Source organism: Asanoa sp. NPDC049573 (assembly GCF_040676615.1).
Lineage (GTDB): Bacteria > Actinomycetota > Actinomycetes > Mycobacteriales > Micromonosporaceae > Asanoa.
Map to the genome: position 1 here is coordinate 22,421 of NZ_JBFAPI010000020.1, position 24,180 is coordinate 46,600.

Annotated in this window: 22 protein-coding genes; 14 read left to right on the plus strand and 8 right to left on the minus strand. The window is 71.8% G+C overall.

The annotated features are described in order from the left end of the window. Nucleotides 1-57: 57 nt before the first annotated feature. The 3 genes from fbaA (at nucleotide 58) to AB0J74_RS32295 (ending at nucleotide 2,726) form a co-directional block, all read left to right on the plus strand. Nucleotides 58-1,083, plus strand: a complete 1,026-nt coding sequence (gene fbaA / locus AB0J74_RS32285) for a class II fructose-bisphosphate aldolase (RefSeq protein WP_363454742.1) — start codon at nucleotides 58-60, stop codon at nucleotides 1,081-1,083. Nucleotides 1,084-1,162: 79 nt separating this feature from the next. Continuing rightward, on the plus strand, nucleotides 1,163-1,690 hold the full coding sequence (locus tag AB0J74_RS32290) for a hypothetical protein (RefSeq protein WP_363454745.1): 528 nt from the start codon (nucleotides 1,163-1,165) through the stop codon (nucleotides 1,688-1,690). A 16-nt stretch (nucleotides 1,691-1,706) separates the two neighbouring features. Then, on the plus strand, nucleotides 1,707-2,726 hold the full coding sequence (locus AB0J74_RS32295; protein WP_363454748.1) for an SEC-C domain-containing protein: 1,020 nt from the start codon (nucleotides 1,707-1,709) through the stop codon (nucleotides 2,724-2,726). Here the strand turns inward: AB0J74_RS32295 and AB0J74_RS32300 are convergent. Then, entirely contained in the window at nucleotides 2,723-3,907 is a 1,185-nt protein-coding gene (locus AB0J74_RS32300; RefSeq protein WP_363454751.1) for a hypothetical protein, read from the minus strand. The two genes, AB0J74_RS32295 and AB0J74_RS32300, sit on opposite strands and share 4 nt — an antisense overlap. A 174-nt stretch (nucleotides 3,908-4,081) precedes the next feature. On the opposite strand from AB0J74_RS32300, the gene AB0J74_RS32305 reads away from it, so the two are divergent. Continuing rightward, nucleotides 4,082-4,507, plus strand: a complete 426-nt coding sequence (locus AB0J74_RS32305) for a DUF3151 domain-containing protein (protein ID WP_363454754.1) — start codon at nucleotides 4,082-4,084, stop codon at nucleotides 4,505-4,507. Here AB0J74_RS32305 and AB0J74_RS32310 read toward each other — a convergent pair. Together AB0J74_RS32310 and AB0J74_RS32315 are read right to left on the minus strand one after the other, a co-directional pair. Next, nucleotides 4,504-6,693 carry a chromosome partitioning protein gene (locus tag AB0J74_RS32310; RefSeq protein WP_363454758.1) on the minus strand — a complete coding sequence of 730 codons (2,190 nt, stop codon included), beginning with the start codon at nucleotides 6,691-6,693 and terminating at the stop codon, nucleotides 4,504-4,506. The two genes, AB0J74_RS32305 and AB0J74_RS32310, sit on opposite strands and share 4 nt — an antisense overlap. Before the next feature lie 79 nt (nucleotides 6,694-6,772). Then, nucleotides 6,773-7,693 (minus strand): diacylglycerol kinase family protein, encoded by a 921-nt coding sequence (locus AB0J74_RS32315; protein ID WP_363454956.1) that lies wholly within the window; start codon nucleotides 7,691-7,693, stop codon nucleotides 6,773-6,775. A gap of 151 nt (nucleotides 7,694-7,844) precedes the next feature. Between AB0J74_RS32315 and AB0J74_RS32320 the strand changes: the two genes are divergently transcribed. The 4 genes from AB0J74_RS32320 (at nucleotide 7,845) to AB0J74_RS32335 (ending at nucleotide 11,881) form a co-directional block, all read left to right on the plus strand. After that, a complete protein-coding gene (locus tag AB0J74_RS32320) occupies nucleotides 7,845-9,140 on the plus strand; it encodes an adenylosuccinate synthase (protein WP_363454761.1) in 1,296 nt (431 codons plus the stop codon). 11 nt (nucleotides 9,141-9,151) lie between these two features. Further along, entirely contained in the window at nucleotides 9,152-10,396 is a 1,245-nt protein-coding gene (gene purD / locus AB0J74_RS32325; protein ID WP_363454764.1) for a phosphoribosylamine--glycine ligase, read from the plus strand. 88 nt (nucleotides 10,397-10,484) lie between these two features. Next, nucleotides 10,485-11,066: a hypothetical protein gene (locus AB0J74_RS32330; RefSeq protein ID WP_363454767.1), complete on the plus strand. Its 582-nt coding sequence runs from the start codon at nucleotides 10,485-10,487 to the stop codon at nucleotides 11,064-11,066. An 8-nt stretch (nucleotides 11,067-11,074) separates the two neighbouring features. Further along, a complete protein-coding gene (locus AB0J74_RS32335) occupies nucleotides 11,075-11,881 on the plus strand; it encodes a zinc finger domain-containing protein (RefSeq protein ID WP_363454770.1) in 807 nt (268 codons plus the stop codon). A gap of 97 nt (nucleotides 11,882-11,978) precedes the next feature. Here the strand turns inward: AB0J74_RS32335 and AB0J74_RS32340 are convergent, their stop codons facing one another. Both AB0J74_RS32340 and AB0J74_RS32345 read right to left on the minus strand, forming a co-directional pair. After that, the gene (locus AB0J74_RS32340) at nucleotides 11,979-12,425 is read right to left on the minus strand and encodes a GNAT family N-acetyltransferase (RefSeq protein ID WP_363454773.1); all 447 of its coding nucleotides are present in this window, start codon (nucleotides 12,423-12,425) and stop codon (nucleotides 11,979-11,981) included. Between the two features lie 25 nt (nucleotides 12,426-12,450). After that, nucleotides 12,451-13,644, minus strand: coding sequence for a polysaccharide biosynthesis protein (locus AB0J74_RS32345; RefSeq protein WP_363454776.1), 1,194 nt, complete (start codon nucleotides 13,642-13,644; stop codon nucleotides 12,451-12,453). 265 nt (nucleotides 13,645-13,909) lie between these two features. Here AB0J74_RS32345 and AB0J74_RS32350 point away from each other — a divergent pair, with 265 nt between their 5' ends. Together AB0J74_RS32350 and AB0J74_RS32355 are read left to right on the plus strand one after the other, a co-directional pair. Then, nucleotides 13,910-14,524, plus strand: coding sequence for a DUF6230 family protein (locus AB0J74_RS32350; RefSeq protein ID WP_363454779.1), 615 nt, complete (start codon nucleotides 13,910-13,912; stop codon nucleotides 14,522-14,524). 2 nt (nucleotides 14,525-14,526) lie between these two features. Beyond that, nucleotides 14,527-16,212, plus strand: a complete 1,686-nt coding sequence (locus AB0J74_RS32355; protein WP_363454781.1) for a DUF6114 domain-containing protein — start codon at nucleotides 14,527-14,529, stop codon at nucleotides 16,210-16,212. A 58-nt stretch (nucleotides 16,213-16,270) separates the two neighbouring features. Here AB0J74_RS32355 and AB0J74_RS32360 read toward each other — a convergent pair whose 3' ends face one another. Then, a complete protein-coding gene (locus AB0J74_RS32360) occupies nucleotides 16,271-17,941 on the minus strand; it encodes a DUF885 domain-containing protein (protein WP_363454784.1) in 1,671 nt (556 codons plus the stop codon). A gap of 123 nt (nucleotides 17,942-18,064) precedes the next feature. Between AB0J74_RS32360 and AB0J74_RS32365 the strand changes: the two genes are divergently transcribed. Next, a complete protein-coding gene (locus tag AB0J74_RS32365) occupies nucleotides 18,065-19,039 on the plus strand; it encodes a DMT family transporter (RefSeq protein WP_363454787.1) in 975 nt (324 codons plus the stop codon). Nucleotides 19,040-19,396: 357 nt separating this feature from the next. On the opposite strand, the gene AB0J74_RS32370 is transcribed toward AB0J74_RS32365, so the two are convergent. After that, nucleotides 19,397-20,473 (minus strand): PHP domain-containing protein, encoded by a 1,077-nt coding sequence (locus AB0J74_RS32370; protein WP_363454790.1) that lies wholly within the window; start codon nucleotides 20,471-20,473, stop codon nucleotides 19,397-19,399. 56 nt (nucleotides 20,474-20,529) lie between these two features. On the opposite strand from AB0J74_RS32370, the gene mtnA reads away from it, so the two are divergent. After that, the gene (gene mtnA, locus AB0J74_RS32375) at nucleotides 20,530-21,492 is read left to right on the plus strand and encodes an S-methyl-5-thioribose-1-phosphate isomerase (protein ID WP_363454793.1); all 963 of its coding nucleotides are present in this window, start codon (nucleotides 20,530-20,532) and stop codon (nucleotides 21,490-21,492) included. Here the strand turns inward: mtnA and AB0J74_RS32380 are convergent. Continuing rightward, a complete protein-coding gene (locus tag AB0J74_RS32380; protein ID WP_363454796.1) occupies nucleotides 21,446-22,465 on the minus strand; it encodes a prephenate dehydrogenase/arogenate dehydrogenase family protein in 1,020 nt (339 codons plus the stop codon). The genes mtnA and AB0J74_RS32380 overlap by 47 nt on opposite strands. 118 nt (nucleotides 22,466-22,583) lie before the next feature. On the opposite strand from AB0J74_RS32380, the gene AB0J74_RS32385 reads away from it, so the two are divergent. Both AB0J74_RS32385 and AB0J74_RS32390 read left to right on the plus strand, forming a co-directional pair. Next, nucleotides 22,584-23,732 carry a hypothetical protein gene (locus AB0J74_RS32385; RefSeq protein ID WP_363454799.1) on the plus strand — a complete coding sequence of 383 codons (1,149 nt, stop codon included), beginning with the start codon at nucleotides 22,584-22,586 and terminating at the stop codon, nucleotides 23,730-23,732. Between the two features lie 75 nt (nucleotides 23,733-23,807). Beyond that, the gene (locus AB0J74_RS32390) at nucleotides 23,808-24,161 is read left to right on the plus strand and encodes a hypothetical protein (RefSeq protein ID WP_363454959.1); all 354 of its coding nucleotides are present in this window, start codon (nucleotides 23,808-23,810) and stop codon (nucleotides 24,159-24,161) included. Nucleotides 24,162-24,180: the final 19 nt, after the last annotated feature.

Sequence of the window (24,180 nt, forward strand, 5' to 3'; positions counted from 1 at the left end):
TCTCGCGGAGGACAGCGCGGTCCGGCACACGTGACCGGTAGACAAGGAGCGGCAGACATGCCCATCGCTTCGCCCGAGGTGTACGCCGAAATGCTCGATCGCGCCAAGGCCGGCGCGTTCGCCTATCCCGCCATCAACGTGACGTCGTCGCAGTCGCTCAACGCGGCCCTGCGCGGCTTCGCCGAGGCGGAGAGCGACGGCATCATCCAGGTCTCGACCGGTGGTGCCGAATACCTCTCCGGTCCCACCGTCAAGAACATGGTCAGCGGCGCTGTTTCGCTCGCCGCCTACGCGCACGAGGTTGCCAAGAACTACCCGGTCAACATCGCGCTGCACACCGACCACTGCCCGAAGGACAAGCTCGACAAATACGTCCGGCCGCTGCTCGCCATCTCCAAGGAGCGGGTCGCGCGGGGCGAGGCGCCGCTGTTCCAGTCGCACATGTGGGACGGCTCCGCGGTGCCGCTCGACGAGAACCTCGACATCGCCGCCGAGTTGCTGGCCGAGGCCGCGGCCGCACACGTCGTGCTGGAGATCGAGGTCGGCGTGGTCGGCGGCGAGGAAGACGGCGTCGAGAACGCCATAAACCACAAGCTCTACACCACCGTCGAAGACGGCCTGGCCATGGTCGACAAGCTCGGTCTGGGCGAGAAGGGCCGCTACATGGCGGCGTTGACCTTCGGCAACGTGCACGGCGTCTACAAGCCGGGCAACGTGAAGCTGCGTCCCGAGATCCTCAAGGAGATCCAGGACGCGGTCGGCGCCCGCACCGGCAAGGAGAAGCCGCTGTCGCTGGTCTTCCACGGCGGCTCCGGTTCGCTGCTCTCGGAGATCCGCGAGGCGCTCGACTACGGCGTGGTCAAGATGAACATCGACACCGACACGCAGTACGCGTTCACGCGGCCGGTCGCCGACCACATGTTCAAGAACTATGACGGCGTGCTCAAGGTTGACGGCGAGGTCGGCAACAAGAAGGTGTACGACCCGCGCGCCTGGGGCAAGGCGGCCGAGGAAGGCATGGCCAAGCGGGTGGCGCACGCGTGCGAAGACCTCCGCTCGACCGGGACCACGCTCGCCAAGTAAGCACGTCCGATGGCCGGTCCCTCGTTCGGGGCCGGCCATCGTTTTGTGGTCTACTGACCGATTTGAGTATGATCGACCGATGTCCGTGGCATTGGCCATCGAGGGGTACGCGCCGCAGTGGCACCACAGGGCCCGCGCCCTGGCGGCGGTGCATCGTGCCAGATTCGACCGCCTGATCGACCGCACGCTGGCCGGCGCCTGGGTGATGTGGGACCGCGACCGCGACTCGTGGTTCGCCGAGGGGCCGGTGATCCTCGGCTTCGGCGACACCAACGTCGAGATCACCCACCGCAAGTTCGACGAGTGCGGCATCAGCTGGGACCAGGTCGACATGTCGATGCCGCTGGACTGGCCGGGCCTGCGGCTCGACTGGCGGGCGGCCGGGCACCCCGCGCTGGCCGCCGTCACCGGGCGCCGGCTGCGCGAGGTCAACGTCATCGAGCGGATCCTGCCGTCGAAGTGGCGGCCGCGGCTGCTCGACGCCATCGAGTTGCGCTTCGAGGGCGCCCGGCTCGCCGTATACAACGCGATGGACGAGAACGGCCTGTCCAGCCGCCCCGAGGTGACCTGGCCCATCGGCTTCTGGCGCCGAGTGCCGATCGCCTGAGGTCTAGGGTTTCCCGGTGACCACCGCATCCGCACTCGATGCCGAAGAGCTGGAACTGATCGCCACGCGGGCGGCCGACCGTGGCGAGCCGGCGGCCGGCGCGGCCGAACTCGTCGCCGCCGTCGACGGCGGCCGGCTGGCCGATCCCCAGGACGCCTCGATCGTGCTGGGCATGGCCGCCGAGTTGCTCCTGGAGGCGGACGACCCGGCCGCGAGCCTCGCGTTGACCGAGCGGGTCATCGACGCACACGGGGCGCACGGCTCACCGTCCGAGTTCGCCCGGATGTTCCGCGCCCGGCTGCTGTTCCTGCTCGACCGCGCCGACGAGGCGATGGCCGAGCTGACCCCGCTTCGGCCCCTGTTGACCAGCGATCCGGACGCCGCGGCCGAGATCACCGAAGCGCTGCTGGCCGGCGATCGCGACGAACTCGCGCACGAGTGGCTGACCGAGGCCGTCGCCGAGGCGCAGCAAGCGGTGCCCGAGGACGAACCGGACGACGACGCCGGCCGGGTCGCGACCATGGTCCTCTTCGCGTTGCTGACGGAGCGCCACGAGGTGCGACACGGGCTGGGCCTCCCGCACGACTCGCTCGACGAGACGGCCGAGGAGCTGGAGGCGGCGGTCCAGGAGGAGGAGCGCGCGCAACTCGAGGCGGAGCTGAGCGAGCCCGTGCTCTTCTTCCCGAGCGCCGAGTTCGATGAGCTGTCCCGGCGGCTGCCGGAGATCGCCCGGATCTGCGGCCCGACCTGGGACGAGCATCGAGCTGACATCGAACGCGTCCTCGCCGCGCGCGCCGAGGAGGGTCTCCCCGTGGGCCTGCGGCTGGTGCGCGGCTCCGCCGCGGGGCTCGAAGCGTTGATCGATTCGCGCGCCGCCGACGACCCGGTGGCCGACGACGTGTTCGACGACTACGTCAACGGGCTCGACGGACAGGGCGCCGGTCAGCCATGGCCGCCGGCGCGCAACGAAGCCTGTTGGTGCGGGTCGGGCGCCAAATACAAGAAGTGCTGCCTGCCCCGTTCCCGGGTTGCCTAGGCCGGCTTGGTCAACACCCGCACGGCTTCGGCCACGTCGTCGGTGACGTGGATGGTCGACGACAGGTCGCCGAACCGGGAGAGGGCCATCAGCGGGCGGAGCAGGCTCTCGATCGGCAGCGTCTTCGTCCAGTAGTCGGTGTCCAGGAAGACGTAGGCGCCACTCGCGCCGTCGGTGCCGTAGAAGGTCTTTGTCGCGGCCTGGAAGACCTCCTGCACCGTGCCGGCCCGGCCGGGTGCGAACACGATGCCGCCGCGGGCCAGCCGCAGGATCATGTCTTCACGGATCGCGTTGGAGAAGTATTTCGCGATCCGGCCGGCGAACAGGTTGGCCGGCTCGTGCCCGTACAACCAGGTGGGTATGGCCAGGCCACCCGCGCGCGGCCAGTCGTCGCCGGTGGGCGCGAACCGTTCGCGGACCCGCAGCGCCGCGGCGGTGAACGGATCGTGGTCGAGGAAGTCGGGCGCCGTCGCGAGTTCGTCGATCGCGCTGGTCAGCTCGTCGGCGGCGCGACCGGAGAAGAAGGCGCCGAGGTTGGCCGCCTCCATCACGCCGGGGCCGCCGCCGGTGACGATCAGCTGGCCGGCCCGGGTCAGCTCCCAACCCAGCGTCGCGGCGAGCCGGTAGGCGGCCGAGCCGCGCGGCACCGCGTGGCCGCCCATCACGCCGACGACGGTGTCGGCGCCGTGCTCGGCGACCCACGTCCGGGTGACGTCGGCCAGGCCGTTGTCGATCGCGTGGTCGTGCAACCGCTGCGCCAGCGCCTCGCGGATCTGCGGTGTCGCGCCGCCGGCCGCCCGGAAGTGGTCGTAGACCAGCGTGTCGTACATCCCGGCGAAGCCACCGGTCGCGAAGCCGGCCGACAGGTCGGCCGGGGTGTAGAGGCGCGACGGGTGGGTCGGGAACGGCAGGTCCGGGAAGGCCGGAATGACGTGTGCGCCGCGCAGCACCAGCGCGGCCTGGATCTCCGGTGTCTGGAACCGGCAGCCGACGAACAGCGTGCCGGTCACGTCGACGCCGGCCAGCTCCGGGACCGGGTCGAGGTCGAGGCGCAGGCCCTGCACGGTCAGGCCGGCGAGGCTGCCGCGGCGCAGGTGGTGGTCGAGTTCCTCGCGCGACTCGATCTCGTCGGGGGTCGAGTCGGGCAGGGCGACGATGTCGGCGGGGGGTGGGGTCGGCACGCACCACAACGTACGCGAGAGCCCGGCGCTGCCGGGCTCTCGCACCGGGTCCTGGGGAGGCTCCGGACTTCTATTTCTAGTCCTGACGGTCGGTCAACACACCGGCCGAGCGCGTGACGAAAGCCTCAGCCGTTCAGTCACCGTCCGCAGCCGGTCGCGCGGTTGAATGAGCGGATGCAGAACCTGATGCCCGAGCCGCCGGCGACCCTGATCCCGGTCGACGAGCCCGCCGCCGCCGCGCTCGAGGTGGCCGAGAAGGACGGCACCGACGCCGCCTACGAGCAGGTCGCGGCCGCGCACCCGACGTTCAGCGCCGCGTGGGCGGCGCTCGGTCAACGGGCGCTCGACGGTGGGCACGCGGTGACCGCCTACGCCTACGCCCGCACGGGCTACCACCGCGGCCTTGACCAGTTGCGCCGCAACGGCTGGAAGGGCCACGGCCCGGTGCCCTGGTCGCACGAGGGCAACCGGGGCTTCCTGCACAGCCTCTACGTGCTCTCCCGGGCGGCCGACGAGATCGGCGAGGCCGACGAGGCCGCCCGCTGCGCCCAGTTCCTGCGCGACTGCGACCCCGCGGCGGCCGACGCCCTCGCCGGCTAGAGGCCCTCCGCCACGGCCGCGGCGATCTTCAACCAGGCGTCGCGGCTCTCCTTGCTGATGCCCGTGTAGCGGATCGGCTCGCCGGTGTCGATCAACCGCTCATAAGGTGCCAACAACACCGCTCGGGTACGCGCGGCGAAGTGGCTCTCGATCGGCGGCAGGTCGATCTCGCGCCGCGACGGCGGCATCGAGACCACCGTCACCGCCTGGCGGACCAGCCGGTGCCGGCCGGTCTGCTCCAGGTGGTCAAGCATCCGGGCGGCGGTCTCGGCGGAGTCGTTTCGCGCCGACATGGTGACCACGAGTTGGTCGGTCGCGTCGATCGCGGCCTGCCAGTTCTGCGCGCGTACGTTGTTGCCGGTGTCCACGAAAATCAATTTGTAGAAGCGGCTGACCACGTCACGGATGTGCGCGAACGCGGCGGCGGTGAGCATCTCGCCCGCGGTCGCCGACTCGTCGGACGCGAGCACGTCGAACATGCCCTCGCCCTGCGCCCGCACGTACTGCGACAGGTCGCCGACCCGGCCCTGTGCGGTGCGAAACTGCGCGAGGTCGCGGAGCAGGTCACGCACGGTGCGGTTGTGGAAGTCCTGCGAGGCCCGCATGCCCAGGGTGCCCTGGGTCTCGTTGTTGTCCCAGGCCAGCACGTAGCCGCCGCGGTTCTGCCCGAACGTCATCGCGAGCAGCAGGATCGCCACCGTCTTGCCGGCGCCGCCCTTGGGGTTGACCACGGTGACCTGGCGCAACCCGCCGAAGTTGCGGCGGACGGTCTCGATCTCCTGGCGCCGGCTGCGCTCGTGTGCGCCGGGCGGGAGCTTGAACACGCCCATCGAGGTCTTGTTGAGCACCGCGCGCACGCCACTCGTGGCGATCGGATCCGGCGGCCGCAGGGCGCGCCGGCGGGCGAAGTCGTCGGCGGTCGGCACGCCGGCGTCGGGGGTCCGCTCGGCGGCGCGCGGGTTGGCGGTTGCCGGCGGCGTCGACGGGGTCGGCATCCGGTAGACGCCCTGTTGCGGCACCTCGACAACACCCGGCGCGACCTCGGGCGGCAGCGGGTCGGCGGGCTCGGCGGCGGGCGGCTGGGCCGGGTGGCCCGGCTGGCCGGACGTCGGGTGGGCGGTCGCGGGGTGTGGCGGCGCCGGCGGGGAGGTCGGCCGCTGCGGGGGTTGTGACCAGGGCGTGCCGGTGGGCGGGCCGTCGGCGGCGCGTTGCATCGGCATGGCCGCGGCCTGCTGCGCCGCGCCGTGCTGGCCGGGTGGCGTCGTCGGCGGCCGGTAAGGCGGTGGGGTCGGGCCGGCCGGCGGGTGCGCCGGCTGTCCCGGGAGCGGCTGGGCCGAGGTCGGCGGCGCTGGCATCGGCTGGGCCGAAGTTGGTTGCGCCGGCATCGGCTGGGCCGAGGTTGGTTGCGCTGGCATCGGCTGGGCCGAGGTTGGTTGTGCCGGCATCGGCTGGGCCGAGGTTGGTTGCGCTGGCATCGGCTGGGCCGAGGTTGGTTGTGCCGGCATCGGCTGGGCCGAGGTTGGCTGCGCCGTAATTGGCTGGGCTGACGTCGGCTGCGCCGGCGGGGGTGGCATGTTGCCGGTGGCAGGGGGCCAGGCCTGGTGCGGTGCAGTCGGCGGCCCGGCCTGGTGGGGCGCGGCCGCGGAGCCGGCCTGTGGCGGTGCGGCCGGGGAACCGGCCTGGTGCGGTGGGACCTGGGAGCCGGCCTGGTGCGGTGGGACCTGGGAGCCGGCCTGGTGCGGTGCGGGGGGAGGGCCGGGCTGCGCCGGCGGGCGACCGTAGACCTGACCGCCCTGTTGGGCCGGAACGCCATATTGGCCGGCAGCCGGACCAGGCTGCCCGCCACCGGGGTGGCCAACGCCGGGGTGGTTAGAGAACGGCGGCGGTGGCGGTGCCGGCGGTTGCACGGGCTGGCCGGGTTGCCGCACCGGCGGTGGTGGCGGTGCCGGGTTTCCGGCCGGGCGTCCCGCGTTGGGTGCTGGCAGGCCGGGCCGGTTGATCGGTGGTGGTGCGGGCGGCGCCGGCACCCGGATCGGTGGCGGTGGTGGCGGCACCTCGGGCGCACCGGGATCCTGGTCGTCGGACCCGGCCTCGGTGTCGTCCGGCGGCCACGGCTGCTCGGCACCGCGCCACTGCGCGGCACCGTTGCCTCCCGGCCGGTAGACCCGGTCCGAATCGTCAACCACGCCGGTCACCTCCACAAGCAGCGGTCACTACCGCCCCAAGCGTAAGGCGAACACGCTTCGGTGGTTGCACCGCAGGAGATCAGTGGGTGTAAACGGCCCAGGCGCCCGGCTCGATCCACCAGGATCGCTTGCGGGTCAGGGTGCCCTTGACCCCGTCGTCGACGAATGGGATCTCCTCGTCGCGGGGCAGCACCGCGACCGCGCGGCCACGGGCCCGGCGCACCTCGACACGCGCCTTGGGTCGCCCGAGCAGCGTGCGCGACACCACCGGCACGGCGACCGCGACCTCGAGTTGCCCGGAGGTCGGGTCGGCACCGGTCAACAGCGGCAACCCGTCGAGATCGGCATAACCGGCGGCGTTGCCGACCGCGCAGGCCAGCACCGGGTCGTCGCCGTCGCTCAGCACGGCGTCGTCGACCTCGACCCGGCCGCGCCAGGGCAACAGCATGTTCTCGTCGCGGCCGCCGATCAGCGCGCCGTCGAGGGTGACCGAGCCGGCGTCGTTGCGCAACAGGTCGAGCCGCTTGACCGGGCCGTCGAGCACGGCCGCCGCCACTGCGGCCGGGTCGCGCGGCAGGCCGAGCTGCGAAACAAGATCACGAGAAGCCGGACCCATCGGGAGTACGCCCAACGCCGGTAGGTCGGGCACCGTCCGGTTGCCGGCGAGGTCGGCGGGGCGGCGGCTGGGCGCCGGCGCGTACCGCCGGACAAGCCTGCGCACGACGTGCCGCAACTGACCGTCGGTCGCCGCGGCGACCACCAGGCGGGTCTTGCTGTCGCCGTCCGGCCAGGTCAGGCCGTCGGGCCGGGCGGGAGCGTCGAACCGCGCCAGGACCGCGTCGATGTCCTTGTCGTCGTGTGCGGTGACCGTCTCGACCCGCGCACCGGCAGCGACCAGCGCATCGACGCAGGCCCGCACGGGCGCCCGCAGGGTGTCGGCCTTGGCGTGCGAAGCGCAGGCGTCCGCGCCGCAACACGCCTCACCCGCCCCTTCGGCCAGGGTCAGCAGGACCACGTCGTACACGGTCGGTCTCCTCGCGCGTGAACGCTGTCGCGTCCAGCCGTTCTTCGGTTTGTTGTTAGCCTGACATCTCGGGCTCGCCAAGTGGTCGCCACCCTGGCACCCGAGCCCCGTGGAGGCGGTCGAAAAGATGCCAGCGATAGTGCTTCTCGGCGCGCAGTGGGGCGACGAGGGCAAAGGCAAGGTTACCGACCTGCTTGGCGGGCAGGTCGACTACGTCGTCCGCTACTCGGGCGGCAACAACGCCGGTCACACCGTGATCACCCCAGACGGGCAGAAGTACGCCCTGCACCTGATGCCGTCGGGTGCTCTCTCGCCCAACGCGGTGATCGTGATCGGCAACGGCGTGGTGATCGACCCCAAGGTGCTGCTGGCCGAGATCGACGGTCTCGCGGAGCGCGGCGTCGACGTGTCGCGCCTGCGCATCTCCGGCGACGCGCACCTGATCATGCCGCACCACCGGGCCCTGGACCGGGTCGTCGAGCGCTACCTGGGCTCGGCCCGGATCGGCACCACGGGGCGGGGGATCGGGCCGGCCTACGGCGACAAGGTCGCGCGGATGGGCATCCGGGTGCAGGATCTGCTCGACCCCGGCATCCTGCGCAAGAAGCTCGAGCTGACGCTGCGGGAGAAGAACCAGACCCTGTTCAAGGTCTACAACCGCAAGGCGATCGACGCCGACGCGGTGGTCGAGGAATATCTGGCGTACGCCGAACGGCTGCGCCCCTACATCGCCGAGACCCGCGAGATCCTCTGGTCGGCGCTCGACCGGGGCGAGATCGTGCTGATGGAGGGCGCCCAGGCGACCATGCTCGACATGGACCACGGCACCTATCCGTTCGTGACGTCGTCCAACCCGACCGCCGGTGGCGCCTGCGTGGGCGCCGGGATCCCGCCGACCGCGGTGACCCAGGTGATCGGCGTCGCGAAGGCGTACACCACCCGGGTCGGCTCTGGTCCCTTCCCGACCGAGCTCTTCGACGAAAACGGTGCGCACCTGCGCAAGGTGGGTGCCGAATACGGCACGACGACCGGTCGCGAGCGGCGGTGTGGCTGGTTCGACGCGGTGGTCGCGCGCTACGCGGTGCGGCTCAACGGCATCACCGACCTGGTGATCACCAAGCTCGACGTGTTGACCGGGCTGGAGAAGGTGCCGATCTGCGTCGGGTACGAGATCAACGGCACCATCCACGCCGACATGCCGATGTCGCAGACCGACTTCCACCACGCGGTGCCGGTCTACGAGGAGCACGACGGCTGGTGGGAAGACATCTCCAAGGCGCGCAGCTTCGACGAGCTGCCGGCGGCGGCCCGGTCCTACGTGGAGCGGATCGAGGAGCTGTGCGGCGCGCGCGTGTCGGTCGTGGGCGTCGGCCCCGGCCGCGAGGAGAACGTCGTCCGTCATGAGCTTCTCCGGGTGGCCTAGGATCCGACATCGTGCGCATTCTTCTCATTGGTAGCGGCGGGCGCGAGCATGCCCTCGCCCTCGGTCTGGCGGCTTCTCCCGATGTCACGTTGATCGCGGCGCCCGGCAACCCCGGCATCGCCGAGGTTGCCGAGTTGCGGCCGGTCGAGGCAACCAACCCCGACGCGGTGGCCGCGCTGGCCGTCGAGGTCGGCGCGGACCTGGTCGTGGTCGGGCCCGAGGCGCCGCTGGTGGCGGGTGTCGCCGATGCCGTCCGGGCCAAGGGCATCGCCTGCTTCGGGCCGACGGCGGCGGCGGCGCGACTGGAGGGTTCCAAGACCTTCGCCAAGGAGGTCATGGCTGCGGCCGGCGTGCCGACCGGCGGCGCGGTGTCCACCACCGACCCGGCGCAGGTCGCGGCGGCACTCGACCGGTTCGGCGCGCCCTACGTGGTCAAGGACGACGGGCTCGCCGCGGGCAAGGGCGTGCTGGTCACCGACGACCGCGACGCCGCGCTCGCGCACGCTGCGGCGTGCGAGCGGGTGGTGATCGAGGAATACCTCGACGGGCCGGAGGTGTCGCTGTTCGTCGTCACCGACGGCGAGACCGCGGTGCCGCTGCTGCCGGCGCAGGACTTCAAGCGGGTCGGCGAGGGCGACACGGGGCCCAACACCGGCGGGATGGGTGCGTACGCACCGCTGCCGTGGGCGCCGCCGTCGCTGGTCGACGACGTGCTGGCGCGGGTCGTGCACCCGACGCTGGCCGAGATGCGCCGGCGGGGCACGCCGTTCGCCGGCCTGCTCTACGTCGGGCTGGCATTGACCCGCGGCGGTCCGAAGGTGATCGAGTTCAACGCGCGCTTCGGCGACCCGGAGACGCAGGTCGTGCTCGCGCTGCTGGAGACGCCGTTGGCCGAGGTGTTGCGGGCGGCGGCGACCGGTTCGTTGGCCGCCGTGCCGCCGTTGCGGTGGAAGCCGGGTGCCGCGGTCACCGTGGTCGTCGCGTCGGCCGGCTACCCGTCGTCGTCGCGTAGCGGCGATGTGATCACCGGGGTGTCCGGCGCGGGCTTCATCCACGCGGGTACGGCGCGGGCCGCGGGCGGGGAACTGGTCACCGCGGGCGGGCGGGTGTTATCGGTGACGGCGACCGGCGCCGACCTTTCCGTTGCTCGGGATGCCGCGTACGCGCTGGTCGACCAGGTGTCGCTGGCCGACGCGGTGATCCGGCGGGACATCGCGCTGGCCGCCGTCGAGGGGCGGATCCGGGTTCCGTCCTGACCCGATCGGGTTGGCGTCGGGAACGCGACGGTGACGCGGCACGAAAGCGGGATTCGCCCGGCTCAATCGGTTTCTACCGTGTGTAGCCATGAGGACCTTCCGGATCCCGATGGTGCTGCTCACCGCCGTTGCGGCAACGCTGCTGTCGGCGTGTGGCGACAAGGGCGACACCGATCTCGCGTCGGACACGCCGTCGCCGGGCACGTCGTACTCGATCGGCGAGGACACGCCGACCGACGTCGACGTCAGCCCGTCACCGACGGCGTCCGCCAGTGCCGGCAACACCGACGGCAACGACAACGGCAACGTCCGGAAGGACCCGTGGATCGAGTACTTCCGGATCAAGCAGAAGCCGCAGTGCCCGTCCGGCCAGTGGCCCAACGGCCGCGAGGTGACCGTGGAGTGGCGGGTGACCGGCACCGACAAGGTCACCATCTCGGTCGACGGCCACGGGATCTACGACACCTACGGCGCGTGGGGCTCGGAGTCGTTCTCGTTCCCGTGTGGTGACTGGGACCCGGGCCAGACGGCCAAGCACAGCTATCTGCTGATGACGGTCGGCGGTGGCCCCGTGGCGAAGAAGACGATCACAGCGACGGCTACGGTCAACGGCAGCACGACCACCACCCCGTCGCCGGGAGCGGAAGCGGCGGCGCCCGACGCACCCTGAGGTCCCGCATGCCGGAAGGTCACACGATCCATCGGCTGGCGGCCCGGCATCGTGAGTTGTTCGCCGGGCACAAGGTCGAGTTGACCAGCCCACAGGGTCGGTTCGCCGCCGGCGCGGCGCTGCTGTCGGGTCGACTGCTGTGCGACACCGAGGCCTACGGAAAGCATCTGCTGCACCACTACTCGGGCGAGTTGTCGGTGCATGTGCACCTCGGGCTCTACGGCACGGTGACCGATGGGGCGGGCACGCCGGCACCGCCGGTGGGACAGGTGCGGATGCGGGTGGTCGGCGGTGGGCACTGGCTCGACCTGCGGGGGCCGACCGACTGCTCGGTGCTGACCGTGGCCGAGGTGGCCGCGTTGCGGGCCCGGCTGGGCGCGGATCCGTTGCGCTCCCCGGAGTTGCCGGCCGCCTCGGTGGAGCGGATCGTGCGCAGCCCAACGGCGATCGCGGCGTTGCTGCTCGATCAATCGATCATCGCGGGTGCCGGCCTGGTCTATGTCAGCGAGGTGCTGTTCCGGGCCGGGATTTCGCCGACCCGGCCGGGTCGGTCGGTGTCGGCCGAGCAGGTCAGGTCGATGTGGGCGGACCTCGGCGCGCTGATGGCCGAGGGCGTGGCCCTCGGGCGGATCGACACGGTGCACAGCGCGCACATGCCGGAGGCGATGGGACGGCCGCCCCGGGTGGATCGGCACGGCGGTGAGGTCTACGTCTACCGCCGCACCGGTCAGCCCTGCCTGATCTGCGGCACCGCGGTGTCGCGGGCCGGGCTGGCCGGGCGCAACTCGTATTGGTGCTCGACCTGTCAGTCGTGAAGATCGTCGCCGCGTAGGCCGACGCAGTCGAGGGCCCAGAACGGCTCGGCGTAGACGAGGGTGCCCGTCATCCAGGTTTCGTACGCGCTGAGCTTGATCACCTGGAAAGCGGCGTCGGGGATGCGCAGGCTCGGCTTGCGGAAACCGAGTGGCGTCGCCTCGTGGAAGCCGCGCTCCCGGTAGTAACCGGGGTCGCCCTCCAGGAACAGCAGGGGAGCGCCGGCCTTGTCGGCTTCTTCGATCGCCGCGCGACCAGCAGCGTGCCGATGCCGCGGCGCTGGTGTTGCGGCAATACCCCCAGTGGTGACAACACCAGCACGTCGACCAGTTCGCGCGGCGCGTCGAGCCAGGAGGCGGTGAGCAGGACGTGCCCGACCGGTTCGTCGTCGACGGTGGCCACGAAGCCGCGCGGCGGCAGCGCTGCCCGGTGTTGCCGCAACCTGGTGACCAGGCGCGGCACCCGGTCACCGCCGAACGCCGCGGCGTGGATCGCGTGGACGGCACCGGTGTCGTCGCCGGTCTCTTCGCGGATGTCGAAGGTCATCGTCGTGGTCTGCCGATGTGTGTGGTCATCGTCGTAGTCTGCCGGCCGCGCTCAGCGCCAGCGCGGCCGCGGCGGCGCCCAGGGCGCTCCACATGACACCGGTGAGGGTGTGCGGTGCGATGAACTCGGCGACCACGAACAGGGCGGCGACCGCCACCCAGACGGGCGCCGAGGCCCACCGGGTGGCGGTGGCGACCCGGTCGTTGAGCAGCACGAAGACGAGGGCGTAGAGGGCGCCGGTCGCGGCGAAGACAGGCGCGTAGCGGCCGAGGTGGGTGTAGTCGGCGCCGCCGGCCAGGGCGAAGGCGAACCCGCCGGCGAAGACCGACGCGGCGACCAGGACGGCGCCGCTGGCGGCGACCAGCAGCAGCGCGGTGCGCAGCGCGCGCCGGCTGCCCTGGGCCAGCCTCGGCAGCGCGAGCACGGTGACCACCTGGGGTGCCCAGAGCGCGCCCTTGGTCAACACCGTGCCGACCGAGTACGCGCCGGAGGCGTCCGCGGCCAGCAGATGGCGGGCGAGGAGCAGGTCGGCATAGGACGCGACCAGCATGGCCAGCGTCGCCGAGCAGGCGGTCAACACCTCACGGCCGCGGATGGCGTCGGCGACGTGGGGCACGCCGCCGCGGCCGAGCACGGCGATGGCCGGCAAGGTCAGCCAGGCGACGGCGGCGCTGCCGATCAGCGACCCGGTCAGACCGGCTCCGGCGACCAGGCCGGCGATCAGGCCGCCGTAACGGCCCACCGCGAGCAGCGCCATGCCGGCCGCGAGCCGCAGGAACCGCTCGTCACCCTGCGACTCGCCGAGCCAGCGGCCGGCGAACACGGTCGGCAACGTGGCCAGGGCGGCCAGCAGCGTGTAGCGGGCCGGCAGATCGAGCACGGGCACCAGCAGCGGGGCCAGCAGGGCCAGGGCGCCGGCGGACACCGCGGCGGTCGTGACGCTGATCCGGCTGGTCGACGCGGCGCCGTTGCGGGCCCGGTGCACGGCGATCGCGATCTGCAGGCCGAGGCCCGGAACGGAGGCGATCGCGGTCAGGCCGAGCACGGTGGCCAGCACGCTGAGGTCGGCGCTGGTGAGCTGCCGGGCGCCGATCACCGGCACGAGGTAGCCGAGTGCGTTGGTCACGGCGCCGGCGATGGCGACGGCGGCACCGGCGGCCGCGATCCGCCGCCCGGTCGTCGGTGCCGGTGCGGCCTCTGGGCGGGTTGACGCAGTCATGACGCCGTGCAGCCTAAGGCCAAACGTTGGCGGACCGTGTTGTTATCAAATCGTGACACGTCGATTACTGGTAACGCAGCGTCCGTACGCCGGCATGTTCTGTCGCTCTTTGTGGGTTTTCGCGGCCCGGTCCTTGATCGCAATCGGTGGCGTTGCGGGCGTGACGCGGTTACTCCCCGGTAACTGACACCTTGTGACCTCGGTCGCACAGGAGCACCATCGGTCCGTTCTGGGTTACCAGTGAGTAACGCGCGTAGGAGGAACCGTGTCAGAACCCCTTGAAACAACGCGGGGAAAGACCCGCTGGCGGCGGTTCGCCGCGCTCACGCTGCCGGCGCTGGCCGCTGCCGGCTTCATCGTCTTCGGCATGGCCAACGGCGCCATCGCGGCGTCGTTCGCGGTGTCCGGCCAGACCTTCAAGGTCTCGGCCGACAAACTGGTGGGCGACGGCTTCGTCCAATATGGCGGTGCGGTGCAGGACGGCAACGGCAACGCGCACCCGGTCGCGGTCTCCGGCATCAACAAGGCGACGCTGACCAACCTGTGCCAGTCGGTCAAGGTTCCCGGCGCTCCGGTGGTGCTGACCATCAACGCGGGCGGCAACGGCAAGCCGGCGCGGGCCAGCAACCTGCTCCTCGACCTCACCGAGCTCAACGGCGACGCGACGTTCACCAACATCGAGATCGGTCGCGACGCCGGCACGCTCAACAAGGGCCCGGCGTCGGCGAAGGGCGCGACGGGCTCGTTCGGCCAGCAGGCCGACCGGGTCGTCATCAACGACCTCCAGCAGGTGGCGTGGTCGACGACCGCCGGCACCTTCACCCTCACCGGCCTGCGCCTCAAGGTCAACGTCGGCGCAGACGCCAAGGAATGTTTCTGACGATGAGCAACCCCAGCGCGTCCCACGTCCGGCCCTCTTTCGCGGGCCGGACCTGGCGCGGCTTCGGCCGCTGGCGCCGCAGTCGCCCATTCTGGGGCGGGCTGCTGCTGCTCCTCAGCGGTACCGAGATCTTCCTCTCCACGCAGTTGAGCCTCGGCGGGCTGAGCTTCCAGCTCGGCCCGACCGGGTTCCTGTCCTGGGTGATCCCCACGATCCTGGTGGCCTGCGGTGTGCTGGCTTGGGCAACACCGCAACAACGCATGTTCTACGCGATCGTGGGTGCCGTCACCGCGGTCTTCTCGTTGATCGGCGTCAACCTGGGTGGCTTCTTCCTGGGCCTGATCCTGGGCATCATCGGCGCCGGCTTGGTCTTCGGCTGGACGCCGGTCGTTGCCGCAACACCCGCGGCGATCCCGACGCAGCCCGGTCCGGAGGACCGCGAGGTCGACGAGACCGCGGAGCAACCGGTGTCCGGCAACCTGGTTCCCGGCTTCTCCGAGACCGACGGGCCTGAGCGCCCGTCCGAGGCGGACGGGTCGCTCGCCAGCGGGCCGGCTCACTCCGCCGACGTGACAGCGCCGCCCGCCCACGAGCCTGTGCCGACGGCTGAGTCGTCCGCTGACGGGTCGATGGGTCCGGGTGGCCAGGCGGGCGCGGCGTCCGACGGACCGGAACGATCCGCGGACGTGCCCGGATCGTCCGCCGGTGTGCCGGCGCAGGCGGGTGACGCGGATGGCACGTCCTCGGACGTGCCGCCCACGGATCCGGCGGCGTTGCCGCGGCGGGAGAGTCCGCGGTTCTACACGGTGATCGGGTTTCTCCTCGTGCTCGGGCTGACCGGCGTGATGGGCCTTCGCCTCAGTACGCCGGCGTATGCCGCGCCCTGCCCGAAGCCGCCCGCCACCGCGTCGAAGCCGGGCGGTGACGACAAGCCGCAGGTGCCAGCCGCTCCACCGGCCGCCACGCCCACACCGACGCCGACCACCAGCGGGTCGGAAGAGGACAAGCAGGGGCTCCTCGGGAGCATCGTCAACGGCATCACCGGGCTCTTCGACGGCGATTCGGGGAAAGAGGAGGGCGCGACCGAACCGACGCCCGCGCCGACCCCGCCCGTGAAGCCGTCACCGTCGAAGACCACGACGGCACCCACGAAGCCGAAACCGAACGCGGGCGATTGCTCGCGGGGAGCGGCGGCGTCCGCCGAAGACCACGCGGATCAGCCGACGCTGCCGATGCTCGGCGACCAGGGCCTGCCCGACGTCAACAGCCACCCGTCGCTGCTGACCGGCTCGAAGCTGACCATGTGGGACCTGAACATCGCCGGCATCGCGACCCTCCATTCCGCGGCCGGTGACATCAAGGTCTTGAAGTTCACGATGAGCCGGTCGCGGGTCGATGACTTCGCTCTCCGCGTGCCGCAGGGCGAGGGCCGGCCGCTGCTCATCAAGAGCGACCCGCTCGTGGTGAAGGGGAACGTCGCGTTCTACGCGACCCGCTTCGTCGGTCGGATCCCCGTCCTCGGCGTCAAGCTCACCCTGACGCCGGAATCACCCATCCCACCCGACGGCATCCCGCTGACCGTGCCCAAGATCGAGTTCACCGACCCGCAGATCCAACTCGCCTACGTCGCGTGCGACACCCTCCAGGCGCCCACGCTCGACGAGTCGCTCCCGCCCGCTTCGACATAGCCGGCGGTGACATCGGCTGTGCCGGCCTCGCGGGGCCGGCACAGCCGAATTTGCCTGTTTAGAGGCGGGCCAGGGCGGCCTTGAGCGGGTCGAGGCCGATCGAACCGAGGTCGAGGGCCTGGCGGTGGAACTCTTTGAGGTTGAAGTCGGCGCCCTTGCGGGCACGCGCGTCGTCGCGGGCCTGGAGCCAGATGCGCTCGCCGACCTTGTAGGACGGGGCCTGGCCCGGCCAGCCCAGGTAGCGGTTGAGCTCGAAGCGCAGCACGTCGTCTTGCACGCGGCAGTGCGCCCGCATGAACTCCCAGCCCAGCTCGGGGGTCCAACGCTCGCCCGGGTGGAACCCGAACGCGTTGTCACGCGGGATCTCGAGCTCGAGGTGCATGCCGATGTCGACGATCACGCGCGCGGCGCGGAAGGCCTGTGCGTCGAGCATGCCGAGGCGGTCGCCCGGGTCGGCCAGGTAGCCGAGGTCGTCCATCAGGCGCTCGGCGTAGAGCGCCCAGCCCTCGCCGTGACCCGAGACCCACAGCAGCAGCCGCTGGTAGCGGTTGAGGAGCTCGGTGCGGACGGCCGTCTGCGCGACCTGGAGGTGGTGACCGGGCACGCCCTCGTGGTAGACGGTCGTAACCTCTTTCCACGTCGCGAAGTCGGTCATCCCCGCGGGCACCGCCCACCACATGCGGCCCGGGCGGCTGAAGTCTTCGCTGGGGCCCGTGTAGTAGATGCCGCCGTCGCTGGTCGGCGCGAGCATGCACTCGATGCGCCGGACCTGCTCAGGGATGTCGAAGTGGGTGCCGTGTAGCTCGGCGATCGCCTTGTCGGCCAGGCTCTGCATCCAGTCGCGAAACGCCTCTTTGCCCTCGATGCGCCGGGCCGGGTCGGCGTCGAGCGCGTGCACCGCGTCGTCGATCGACGCACCTGAGCCGGCGATCCGCGCTGCGACGGTGCGCATCTCGGACTCGAGGCGGGCCAGCTCTTCGAAGCCCCACGCGTAGGTCTCGTCGAGGTCGACCTTGGCGCCCAGGAAGTATTGCGAGGCGAGCTGGTAGCGCTCGCGCCCGGCGGCCTGCTTGTCACGGCCGAACTGGGCCAGCTCTTCGCGAAGGAAGAGCCCGAACGCCTGGGTGGCGGCGGTGGACGCGGCCGCGCCCTGCTCGAGCTTCGTCCGCAGCGCGCCGTCGGCGTCGAGCCGCCCGGCGAGGGCGTGGAAGAAGTTGTCGCGGGCCGGATCGGTCCAGATGTCGCACTGCTTGGCCACCTCGATCATCTGGTGGCGCGAGCTGACGTGGCCCTGTGCGGCGGCCTCGCGGAGGGTGACCTGGAGCTGCTCGACCGCCCGCGGGAACGCGTTGAGCCGGGAGGCGATGTTGCTGACGGCCTCGGTGCCGTCGGTCGGCATCAGGTCGAACGCGCCGCGCAGCCCGTGCAGTGCGCTGGAAATCACATTGAGCTCGCTGGTGACCTCGCCGGCGTCGTAGCGCGCCAGCTCGAGCCCCAGTCGTTCCTGCATCGCGTCTTTGGCGACCCGCTCGGACTCGGTCTCGGGTTCGGTCGTGGCGAGCTCGGCGAGCGTGCGCCGGGTCAGGTCGGCGCCGGCCGCGAAGCCGTCGGGTGACAGGTCTTCGAACCGGTCGTCGAAGCCTTGGATGCCCACGAACGTGGCACCTGCCGGGTTGAGCGGTGCCCAGTCGTCGACGTAGCGGTTGGCGAGGTCATCGATTCGTCCCACGGGTTCGACCCTAAGGCATGGGTCAGACGATTTTCGGGCTGCGGGCGCGGTGTAGGGAGGGGTCGAGGGCCACGTCGGAAAACCGCGCGATTCTTGTCGTACCCATGCGGCAGAGTGTCACGAGTGACCACCGCAACCAGTCCTAACAAGGCCGACCACCGCGCCTGGCTTCCGGGCTTCCTGTTGCTCGGCGTTATCTGGGGCTCGAGCTTTCTGTTCATCAAGGTCGGTGTGGCCGAGCTGCACCCGCTCTACGTGACGCTCGGTCGGGTGCTCGCGGGCGTGCTCGCCCTGCTCGTCGTGATCCTCGTGACCCGCGACCGGCTGCCCCGCGACCCACGCCTCTGGTTGCACCTGACGGTCACCGGCGTGGTGGGCACGGCGATGCCCTTCACCCTTTTCGGGTACGGGGAGGAGCGCGTCTCGTCTTCGCTGGCCGGCATCTGGAACGCCACGACGGCCCTGCTGGTGCTGCCGCTCGCGGTCTACCTGTTCCGCACCGAACGGATGACCGCGCGCCGCGCGGTCGGCCTGCTGATCGGTTTTGCCGGCGTGCTCGTCGTCCTCGGTGTCTGGGAGGGGCTGGGCGGCGCCCAGTTCACCGGCCAGCTGATGTGCATCGCCGCGGCGGCCTGCTACGCGGTGGCCATCCCCTACACGAAACGCTTCGTCAGCGACCGCAGCGAGTCCGGCATCTCCCTGGCGGCTGGCCAACTCATCACGGCGACGGTCGCGCTGGCCATCGTTGCGCCGTTGACCGTCGGCGCGCCGACCCCGGTCAACGACCTGTCCCTGAAGGCGATAGCCAGCATCCTGACGCTCGGCGCGGTCGGCACCGGCCTGGCCTTCGTGCTCAACATGCGCAACATCAAGATGGTCGGCGCCACCACCGCGTCGATGGTCACCTATCTGATCCCCGTCTTCGCCGTGGTGATCGGTGTGCTCGCCCTAGACGAACACATCACCTGGCACCAGCCCGTCGGGGCGCTGATCGTCCTCCTCGGCGTGGCGGTGGCCCAGGGCCTGATCGGCCGTCGCAAACGCCCTCAGCCCGCCCCGGTCACGCCGCAAAGCGAACTGGCCGTCGAACGGGCCTAGCGCGTCGACTCTCGCCCAGCCAGCCGCTAGCCGGCGGCCGCGGTAGGCGCCGGCACCGGGCTGCGTCGCGGGCTCCGGTTGGTGGGTGCGGCCTGTGCGCCGGCCGGTCGCCGCCCGCTTTGCGGTCGCGAGCGGTCCGCCGGACTGCAGGTTCGCGCTCGGCCGCTGGCTCCCGTCATCGGCAGGTTCGCGCTGGGTGGCTTGCTCTGTCGCCGGCGGGTTCGCGCTGGCTGGCTTGCTCTGTCGCCGGCGGGTTCGCGTTGGGTGGCTGGTTGCTGTCGCCGGCGGGTTCGCGGTCGGCCGCTGGGTGCCGCGAGGGCTGAGATGGCTGGTCCCGGCGAAGCCCGGGACCGTGGCTCACCGCTCGTGGCCGGCGGACCAATCGACGAGCTGGTCGGCCTTCCAGGTGTTGACGACCCGGTCGGCGGTGACGCCGCAGAGGGCGGCGCGTTCGCACCCGAAGCGTTGCCAGTCGAGTTGGCCGGGTGCGTGGGCGTCGGTACTGATCGTGAAGACGCAGCCGGCTTCCAGGGCCTGGCGCATCAGGCGCTTCGGCGGGTCCTGGCGCTCGGGGCGCGAGTTGATCTCGACGGCCTTGCCGTGTTCGGCGCAGGCCGCGAAGACCGCCGCCGCGTCGAAGTCCGACGGCGGGCGCAGGCGCTTGCGGTGGCCCCGGTCGCCGGGGCCCTCGGCGCCGGCGGGGCGGTTGGCGACCATCCGGCCGGTGCAGTGGCCCAGCACGTCCATGTGCGGGTTCTCGATCGCCCGCAGCATCCGGCGGGTCATCTTCGCGCTCTCGTCGCGCAGGCCGCTGTGTGCCGAAGCGACCACGACGTCGAGGCGGGCCAGCAACTCGTCTTCCTGGTCGAGCGAGCCGTCGGCCAGGATGTCGACCTCGATGCCGGTCAGGATGCGGAACCCGGCCGGCAGCGCCTCGTTGACGGCGGCCACGTAGTCGAGTTGCTTCCGTAGCCGATCGGCGGTCAACCCCCGCGCCACCTTGAGCGACGGGGAGTGGTCGGTGAGCACCACGTACTCGTGACCCAACTCGACCGCGGCCAGCGCCATCTCCTCGATCGGGGAGCCGCCGTCGGACCAGTCGGAGTGGGTGTGGCAGTCGCCCCGCAACGCCGATCGCAACGCGGCCGCCGCGTCGTCGAGGTTGACGCCCTCAGTCGCGTTGAGCCGGCGCAGGTAGACCGGTTCCTCACCGGCCAGCGACTCGGTGACGCAGCGCGCGGTCACGTCGCCCACGCCGGGCAACTCCGTCAACGTGCCGGCGGCGGCGCGTTGCGCGACCTCGTCGGCGGGCAGGGCGCTCAGCGTCTTGGCGGCCGAGCGGAACGCCCGGACCCGGTAGGTCGCCTCGTTGGCCCGTTCGAGCAGGAACGCGATGCGCCGAAGATCGGCTACGGGGTCACGCTGGGTCGTCACGCTCCGAACCTACTTGGCGATCGGCGCGGCCACCGCCCCCGGCTAGCGTGGAAGTCATGCGCACGATCGACTGGGTCGACGGGACCATCGAGATCATCGACCAGACAGCGCTGCCGGGTCGGCTGGAGGTGCGCCGGCTGGCAACGGTCGAAGACCTGGTCGACGCGATCCAATCACTCGCCGTACGCGGTGCGCCCGCGCTCGGCGTCGCCGGTGCCTACGGGGTCGCGCTGGCCGCCAAGCAGCACAGTGGCGACGCCGACCTGCTGCGGGCCGCCGTACACCGGATAACGACAGCGCGGCCGACGGCGGTCAACCTGGCCCGCGGCGCCGAGCGGGCCGCGGCGCTGTTGCCGCTCGGGCTCGACGCCGTGCTCGCCGAGGCCGACGCGGTGCGCGACGAGGAGATCGCCGCGTCGGCGGCGATGGCGACCCGGGGTGCCGACCTGCTGACCGAGTTGTGCGGTCCGGCGGCGCGGGTGCTCACCCACTGCAACACCGGCGCGCTCGCCGCGGTCGTCGGCGGCACCGCCCTCGGCGCCGTCGTCGAGTTGCACCGGCGCGGCCACCTCGGCTCGGTGATCGCCAGCGAGACCCGGCCGCTGCTGCAGGGTGCCCGCCTCACGGCCTGGGAGCTGAGCCAGGCCGGCATCGACTTCCGCGTGGCGGTCGACTCGGCCGGACCGTTCCTGATGGCGCGCGGGCAGGTCGACGCGGTGGTGTTGGGCGCCGACCGGATTTGCGGCAACGGTGACACGGTCAACAAGGTCGGCACCTACGCGCACGCGTTGGGCGCCCGCCGCGCCGGCATCCCGTTCGTGGTCGTGGCGCCGGAGTCGACCGTGGACGCGGGCACGGCGGGCGGTGCCGACGTCGAGATCGAATACCGCGACGGTGCCGAGGTGTCGGCCGGGGTGCCGGCGGTCAACCCGGCGTTCGACGTGACACCGCACGACCTGGTGACGGCGATCGTCACAGATCGTCGAGTGGTCCGCCTTGATCGAGGGGAGCGGGTCTGACGACGGTCACCGTCGACCGGTCGGCGGACACCGCCCGCACCCAGCCGCCGGCGCGGCCCAACCTGATCAGGGCGTCGGGCCGGGCGGGGATGTCGAGCGGCGCGGCGAGCACGGGCGGCCAACCGGCCCGCATTGCGTGACCCGGCGCGAGCCAGGGGAGCAGCGCGGTCATCGGGTCCGGCGCGTCGAGCGCGGCGCGCGCCTGCTGGAGCGCGGCGATGATGCCGTCGAGCGCCGGCCCGACCGCGGGCGCGTTGCCGCCGCACATCGCGGCGATCAGCTCCGACCGGGTTGCGGCAACCCGGGTGCCGTCGCGGAACGACCCGGCGGCCAGGGCTCCCGCCAGCGGGTCGGCGGCCGCGGCGGCAAGGGCGGTGGCCAGCAGATGGGGTACGTGGCTGACGGTGGCAACGGCCCGGTCGTGCTCCTCGGCCGTGGCCGGCACCACCCGGGCGCCCAACCCGATGACCAGTTCGGCGAGGTCGAGCCAGTCGCCGAGCGAGGTGCTGCCCGGCTCGAGGCAGAGCACCCAGGCGCAGTCGCGGAACAGCTCGGCGTCCGCCGCGACGAACCCGGAACTCTCCTTGCCGGCCATCGGATGGCCGCCGACGTAGCCGGCAAGGCGCTGATGCGGGCCCTTCAACCGCTGCTCGACCAGCATCCGCACCGGCGTCTTGACCGAGGTGACGTCGGTGACCAGACCGGTGTAGCCGGCCGCGCCGATCTCGTCGAGCACTCGGGGCACTGCGGGCAACGGCACCGCGACGATCACGAGGCGGGCGCCCGCGACGGCGTCCCGGATCGTGCCGGTGACCTGCCAGCGGGCGTTCTGGGGTGCGCGGGCGGCGGCGGTGCGCGCGGTGCCCCGGGTGGCCGGGTCGGCGTCGTAGCCCAACACGTGGTGCCCATGGGCGGCGAGCGCGCGCAGCGCGGATCCGCCGATGAGACCCAACCCGATCACCGCGATGTCCACGCGAGCGACTCTCGCACACCGGGAGGCCTTGCGGCGCAAGGTGCCGGTGGGTCGGCGCCCGTCGCGTTTCGCGGGTCGGATCTGCCAAAACGGACAGGCACCCAGCTACGGTGTTTCCGTGACATTTCGGGGCAGACTCGCCGGACTTTTCACCGCCGCCGCCGCTACCGCCGCGGTGCTTCTGTCGGCGTCGCCGGCCTGGGCGGCGGTGGTCTCTGGGACGCCGGATCCGTTGCCCACCTTCAACGGACTGGTGCTCGCGACGGCGTACTCCGGAAACACGCTCTTCGTGGGTGGCGACTTCACCAGCGTGACGGCCGGCGGGCGGACCGTTGCGCGGAGCCGGCTCGCCGCGGTCAACGCGCGCACCGGGGCGCTGCTGCCCTGGGCGCCGGCGGCCGACAGCACCGTTCGCGCGATCGCGGTCTCCGGCGGCGCGGTCTTCGTCGGTGGCGCGTTCACCGCGATCAGCGGCGCCCGCCGCGACGGCCTGGCCCGCCTCGACGCGGGTAGCGGGGCGGTGCACAACTCCTTCAAGCAGTCGTTGACCGGCATGCCGTACGGGCTCGCGGTGGCCAACGGCCGGCTCTACGCGGGTGGCTCGATGACGAGCCTCAACGGGCAGGGGATCTCCCGCCTCGCGGCGTTCGACCCCAACACCGGCACCCCGGTGGCGGGCTGGCGGCCGCGTGCCGACAGCACGGTCGAATCGGTTGTCACCGTCGGCAAGCGGATCTACGTCGGCGGCAAGTTCGGCGCGATCAACGGTGCCGGGGGCACCCGGCACCTCGCGGCGCTCACCTGGTCCGGTGCGGTCGACACCGGGTTCACCTCGCGGGCCAGCGACGTCGTGCACGCGATCGCGGTCGGCGCCTCGGGCGTCTACGCCGCGATGGGCGGCCCGGGCGGTCGGCTCGGCGCGTTCACCACCACCGGCGTCGGCCGCTGGACGCTGACCATGGACGGCGACGCGCAGGCGGTGACGGTGCTCGACAAGGTCGTCTACGTCGGCGGCCACTACGACGCGGTGTGCAAGTCGGCCCGCACCGGTGACCACGGCACCTGCATCGACGGCAACACCCGCCGGATCAAGCTGGCGGCCGCCAAGGAGTCGGGCGGAGCGTTGCTGCCCTGGGCCGCCGACGGCAACGGGTCGAGTGGGGTCTTCACGATGGCGGCCAGCCCGACGCTGCACAAGATGGTCGCCGGCGGCGCGTTCACCACGATCCGCGGCGCGTCGCGGGCGCGGCTGGCGCAGTTCGGCTGACGGCGCCGGACGGTCGCGACGCTCGGTACGCTAGCCGCAGGGTTCGAGAGGGGGTTGCCGGTGACGCAACAGGCAATGCCGCCCGCGGGCACACCTCGTACGCCGCCATCGGGTCTGTTCCCCTCGGCGCGGACCCGGCCCACCTACCGCGAGCCGCACCCCGTGCGGGGCGGTGCGGTGGCCGCCGGGGCCGGTGCCGGGGCGGTCTGGCTGCTCGCGTTCGGCGTGGTCGACTCGAGTGTCCGGGGCTACGCCTACTGGACACTGCTGGCCGGTGCGATCGCCTGGCTGGTGGCGGCCCTGTTGGCCCGGGCCGGTGACCGCGGTGTGGCGGTCGGCGTCGCGGCCGCGACCGGGCTCGGCTGGAGCATCGCGGCGGTGGTGGTCGGGGTCACCTGGGCCACCCATGGCAACTGGCCTCTCTGGTGACATCTCGTGTTCGTTTCGC